6 protein-coding genes and 1 pseudogene are annotated in these 4,745 nt (G+C 67.5%); 2 read left to right on the top strand and 5 right to left on the bottom strand.

What is annotated here, in order from left to right; translation table 11 throughout:
- From ACNPM4_RS11415 to ACNPM4_RS11395, 5 genes are all read right to left on the bottom strand, one after another.
- Window positions 1-750 (bottom strand): ribonuclease J (locus ACNPM4_RS11415; protein WP_448985784.1); only part of this gene is annotated, 750 nt, incomplete at its 3' end.
- Window positions 751-803: 53 nt separating this feature from the next.
- Complete coding sequence (dapA, locus tag ACNPM4_RS11410; RefSeq protein ID WP_029263611.1) at window positions 804-1,781, bottom strand: 4-hydroxy-tetrahydrodipicolinate synthase; 978 nt, start codon at window positions 1,779-1,781, stop codon at window positions 804-806.
- A 51-nt stretch (window positions 1,782-1,832) separates the two neighbouring features.
- On the bottom strand, window positions 1,833-2,594 hold the full coding sequence (locus ACNPM4_RS11405; protein WP_448985783.1) for an SDR family NAD(P)-dependent oxidoreductase: 762 nt from the start codon (window positions 2,592-2,594) through the stop codon (window positions 1,833-1,835).
- On the bottom strand, window positions 2,594-3,070 hold the full coding sequence (locus ACNPM4_RS11400; RefSeq protein WP_105709792.1) for a dihydrofolate reductase: 477 nt from the start codon (window positions 3,068-3,070) through the stop codon (window positions 2,594-2,596). The genes ACNPM4_RS11405 and ACNPM4_RS11400 overlap by 1 nt, the downstream gene beginning before the upstream one ends.
- Window positions 3,067-3,876, bottom strand: a complete 810-nt coding sequence (locus ACNPM4_RS11395; protein ID WP_105709791.1) for a thymidylate synthase — start codon at window positions 3,874-3,876, stop codon at window positions 3,067-3,069. Before ACNPM4_RS11395 ends, ACNPM4_RS11400 begins: the two co-directional genes overlap by 4 nt.
- A 118-nt stretch (window positions 3,877-3,994) precedes the next feature.
- On the opposite strand from ACNPM4_RS11395, the gene ACNPM4_RS11390 reads away from it, so the two are divergent.
- On the top strand, window positions 3,995-4,408 hold the full coding sequence (locus ACNPM4_RS11390; RefSeq protein ID WP_262000814.1) for a thioredoxin family protein: 414 nt from the start codon (window positions 3,995-3,997) through the stop codon (window positions 4,406-4,408).
- 21 nt (window positions 4,409-4,429) lie between these two features.
- Window positions 4,430-4,745, top strand: a pseudogene (locus tag ACNPM4_RS11385) (DUF4395 domain-containing protein); the annotation flags it as partial.

The following is a 4,745-nucleotide window of genomic DNA, read 5'->3' as shown; positions in this document are numbered from 1 at the left end:
GGCGATGACCTGCTGCACGCGGTGGACGTGGCTGGAGAAGCTCGCGACGATGACGCGGCGCGGCGCCTTGGCGATGACCTGGTCGAGAACCGGGCCGATGGAGCGCTCGGTGGGAGTGAAGCCGGGGACGTCGGCATTCGTCGAGTCCACGAGGAACAGGTCGACGCCCTCCTCGCCGAGGCGGGCGAACGCACGCAGGTCGGTGATGCGGCCGTCGAGCGGCAGCTGATCCATCTTGAAGTCACCGGTGGCGAGCACCATGCCGGCCGGCGTCCGGATGGCGACGGCCAGCGCGTCAGGGATCGAGTGGTTGACGGCGACGAACTCGAGATCGAAGGGTCCGACACGTTCCTGCTCGCCCTCCTTCACGGTGAGGGTGAAGGCCTTGATGCGATGCTCCTTAAGCTTCGCTTCGACCAGCGCGAGCGTGAGGCCCGAACCGATCAGCGGGATGTCGCTCTTCAGACGCAGCAGATACGGAACGGCACCGATGTGGTCCTCGTGGCCGTGAGTCAGCACGACACCGACGATGTCGTCGAGGCGATCGCGGATCGGCTCGAAGTCAGGCAGGATCAGGTCGACGCCCGGCTGGTGCTCCTCAGGGAAGAGCACGCCGCAGTCGACGATCAGGATCTTGCCGTCGTACTCGAAGGCCGTCATGTTGCGACCGATCTCGCCGAGACCGCCGATCGGGATGACCCGCAACGTCCCTTCAGCGAGAGGGGCCGGTTCTACCAGGGGAATGGACATGCTGTCTCCTCAGTCGGACACTCCGCGCGTCCGTTCGTTCGTGGGGACGCGGCTCAGCGCGTCGTGCCGTGCACCTTCGGCAGGGCACCACCCGCAGCCGCATTGCGGTCGGGGCGGAAGTTCGAGAAGTCGGCTCCGGGAACGTTCTTGACGAGGTCGAGCTCATCCTCGATGAGCGCGGCCTCCCATTCCTCGGGACCGACCAGGGGCAGCCGCACGCGCGGGCTCGAGATGCGTCCGAGCCCGTGCAGGATGTACTTGGCGGCGACGGTTCCAGGGACGTGCGTCATGACAGCGCGCACGAGCGGCTCGAGCCGCTTGTGCTCGGCTGTCGCCGTCGCCAGGTCGCCCGCGTTCACGGCGTCGATGATCGTGCGGTAAGGCGCCGCCGCGACGTTCGCCGTCACGCCGATGAGCCCGGTGGCGCCGATCGCGAGGTGCGGCAGCACGTTCGCATCGTCGCCGGAGAAGTACATCAGATCGGTCTGGTTGAGCACGCGGCTCACCTCGGAGAAGTCGCCCTTGGCGTCCTTCACCGCGAGGATGTTCGGGTGCTTCGCGAGGCGCAGGATCGTCTCGTACTTGATCGGTACTCCGGTACGGCCCGGGATGTCGTAGAGGATCACCGGGAGGTCGGTCGCGTCGGCGACCAGACGGAAGTGTGTGAGGATGCCGGCCTGCGTCGGCTTGTTGTAGTACGGCGTGACGATCATGATGCCGTCGGCGCCGGCCTTCTCGCTGGCCTTGTAGAGCTCGATGGCGTGCGCGGTCTCATTGGACCCACCGCCCGTGATGATCTTGGCGCGACCCGCCGAGACGGACTTGCCGACCTCGACGAGCTTGAGCTTCTCGGGGTCCGTCAGGGTCGAGGTCTCGCCGGTCGTTCCCGTCACGACGATGCCGTCCGCTCCCGCGGTGATCACGTCATCGATGTGCTTCTCGACGGCGGGCCAATCGACTTCGCCGTCGGCCGTCATCGGAGTGACGAGCGCGACGAGAACCTGTCCGAAAGGGTTGCCCGAGTGCGTCATAGACCCAGCGTATCGGTTCGGGTCGCGGTCATGCGGACGCGGTGACGCTCCTCAGACACGGCCGCGTCGCGCGACGCCCGAGGTCAGCGAACTCGGCAGCACACGCGTCAACGCCACGATCGCCTTGTACCGCAGCGACGGAATGGACACGGACTTGCCACGGGCTGCATCGCGCAATCCCGTGCGGACCACGTCGCGGGCGTTCAACCACATGAAGCCGGGCACGCCCTCCTCGCCCACGGCGAGGCCCATCCGCTCGTGGAACGAGGTGTGCGTGAATCCGGGGCAGAGGGCGGTGACACTCACCCCGTCGCGCGCATACTCCGCGTTCGCCCATCGACTGAAACCGATCAGCCAGGACTTGCACGCGGAGTAGGTGGAGCGGGAGATGAAGCCGGCGACGGAGGCCACGTTGATGATGCGGCCACCTCGTCCGCGCATGGACTGCAGAGCGGCGTGCATGAGACGCATCGACGCCTCGACGTGCACCCGGAGATGCCGCACCTCATCGTCGATGTCGTTGTCGGCGAAGCGGAGCGGCAACCCGAATCCGGCGTTGTTCACGAGCAGATCGACCGGATCCGCGGTGTCGCGCAGCCGTGCAGCGACGCTCTCGACCCCTGCTTCGTCCACCAGGTCGGCGGGGAGCACCTCGACTGCCACCCCGTACTCACCGCGCAGCTCGGTCGCCAGCTGCTCCAGCGCGGCCACGGAACGCGCGACGAGGATGAGATCGGCGCGGCGGCGGGCGAGCTGGCGGGCGAACTCTGCCCCCAGTCCGGCGCTTGCGCCGGTGATCAAAGCGGTGGGCATCAGCGCTCGTATCCGAGGAAGCGGTAGCGGATGCCGGTGCGGGAGGTCTGCCACTCCCCCTCGTCGACGAGTCGCCACCCGGTCTTGGCCGGCGCGTACGCGTCGCCGTCGACATCGAGATCGAGCTCGGTGACTTCGAGCCGGTCGGCGTCGCCGATCACCTGACGGAAGATCTCCGCGCCGCCGATGATCCACACCCGGTCCAGGCCGCGGACGGCTTCAGCGACGGTGGCTGCGCGGCGGGCGCCCCCCTCCGACCAGTCCTGCTGACGGGTCACCACGATGTTGTCACGGCCGGCCAGCGGACGGAATCGCTCAGGGAGCGAGTCCCAGGTCTTGCGCCCCATCACCACCGGCGTCCCGAGCGTGACGTCCTTGAAGTGCGCCAGGTCTTCGGGCACGTGCCAGGGCATGCCCCCCTCGGCGCCGATCACGCCGCCGTGGGCTTCGGCCCAGATGAGCCCGACCCAGGTCATACCGCCACCGCCGCGCGGATCGGGGCGTGATGCTGATAGTCCTCCACCACGAAGTCCTCGTACCGGTAGTCGAGGATCGACTCGGGCTTGCGCGCGAATCGGAGCGTCGGGGATTCGAACGGCTCACGGCTCAGCTGCTCGCGCACCTGCTCGACGTGGTTGTCGTAGACGTGGCAGTCGCCGCCCGTCCATACGAAGTCACCGGGCTCGAGCCCCACCTGCTGCGCGATCATCATCGTGAGCAGGGCGTAGGAGGCGATGTTGAACGGCACCCCGAGGAACATGTCGGCGCTGCGCTGATACAGCTGGCACGAGAGCTTGCCGTCGGCGACGTAGAACTGAAAGAGCGCGTGGCAGGGAGCAAGCGCCATGTCGGGGATGTCAGCCGGGTTCCACGCCGAAACGATGAGCCTGCGCGAATCGGGCGAACGCCGGATCTGCTCGATCACCTCGGAGAGCTGGTCGATGCTGCCGCCGTCAGGCGTCGGCCACGACCGCCACTGCACACCGTAGACCGGCCCGAGGTCGCCGGACTCGTCCGCCCACTCGTCCCAGATCGTGACGCCGTTCTCCCGCAACCAGCCGACGTTGGAGTCGCCCTGCAGGAACCACAGCAGCTCGTAGGCGATGGATTTGAAGTGCACGCGCTTCGTGGTGATGAGCGGGAAGCCCTTCGACAGGTCGAAACGGATCTGTCGACCGAAGACACTCGTGGTCCCGGTGCCCGTCCGATCCGACTTGTGCGTGCCGGTCTCCAGGACATCGCGGAGCAGGTCTTCGTAGGGCGTCGGGACGGCTGCACTCATGACAGCCACGATACCTTCCCCGCCCCGGGCACGGGCGGAGCCACCGCGTTGGGGCCGGGGTTCGTCATGCTCGGAAACATCGGCATCGGCACCCCGACGGAGCACGTACTCTCGACACATGTCGCCCGCTCTCGCCCTCGGAGTCGCCGTGGCGCTCCTCGCGCTCGCGACGATCATCGGCATCGTCCTGCGACGTCGAGACGGACGGCGACGCGATGGCGGGACGCTTCGATTCGACCCCGCAGATGTCGTGTCGGCGGAACTCGGCTCGCGCGCCACCCTCGTGCAGTTCAGCACCGAGATGTGCGCGCGGTGCCCGCAGGTCCGTCGCCTGCTGCACGACTACGCGTCCGGTCATGATGGGCTCGCGCACGTCGAGGTGGACCTGACCCATCGCCCCGATCTCTCCGCGCGCTACCGGGTGCTGCAGACGCCGACGACGTTCCTGGTCGACGGTTCCGGCGCGGTCCGCGCACGATTCCACGGGGTTCCCCACCCGCACGCCCTCACAGAAGCCGTCGCCGCCGTCTGAGGCGCGAGGACCGGAGCACACATGAGCACTCCCGAAGGCATCGATCCCCGTGGTCCGCGCTTCGCCGCCACGATCACCGCGTTGCTCCTCCTGGTGGCGACGTTCCTGGCATTGATCGGGATATCGACGGAATCCGCGAGTGCGGGCTCATTCGGCTGGTTCGCCTATCAGCCGCTCGCAGATTCCACGTTCGTCCCCGGTGGTTTGGTGATCTCATCATCGACACCCGCCCAACGCGCGCTCGACCCGGGCTTCCTTCTCACGGTCGTCATCGCCCTCCTCTTCCTGTGGGGTGTCGTCTCGCCCCGGACCACGCCGTGGAGCGTCGTCTTCCGCA

This window comes from Microbacterium umsixpiens, from assembly GCF_053543675.1.
Note: the sequence above shows the minus strand (reverse complement) of the source record. Positions and strands in the feature narration are given on the sequence as shown.

Excerpts from the sequence above, each read along its gene's own strand:
- dapA (WP_029263611.1), bottom strand. The coding sequence starts at position 1,781 with ATGACGCACTCGGGCAACCCTTTCGGACAGGTTCTCGTCGCGCTCGTC.
- ACNPM4_RS11405 (WP_448985783.1), bottom strand. The coding sequence starts at position 2,594 with ATGCCCACCGCTTTGATCACCGGCGCAAGCGCCGGACTGGGGGCAGAG.
- ACNPM4_RS11400 (WP_105709792.1), bottom strand. The coding sequence starts at position 3,070 with ATGACCTGGGTCGGGCTCATCTGGGCCGAAGCCCACGGCGGCGTGATC.
- ACNPM4_RS11395 (WP_105709791.1), bottom strand. The coding sequence starts at position 3,876 with ATGAGTGCAGCCGTCCCGACGCCCTACGAAGACCTGCTCCGCGATGTC.
- ACNPM4_RS11390 (WP_262000814.1), top strand. The coding sequence starts at position 3,995 with ATGTCGCCCGCTCTCGCCCTCGGAGTCGCCGTGGCGCTCCTCGCGCTC.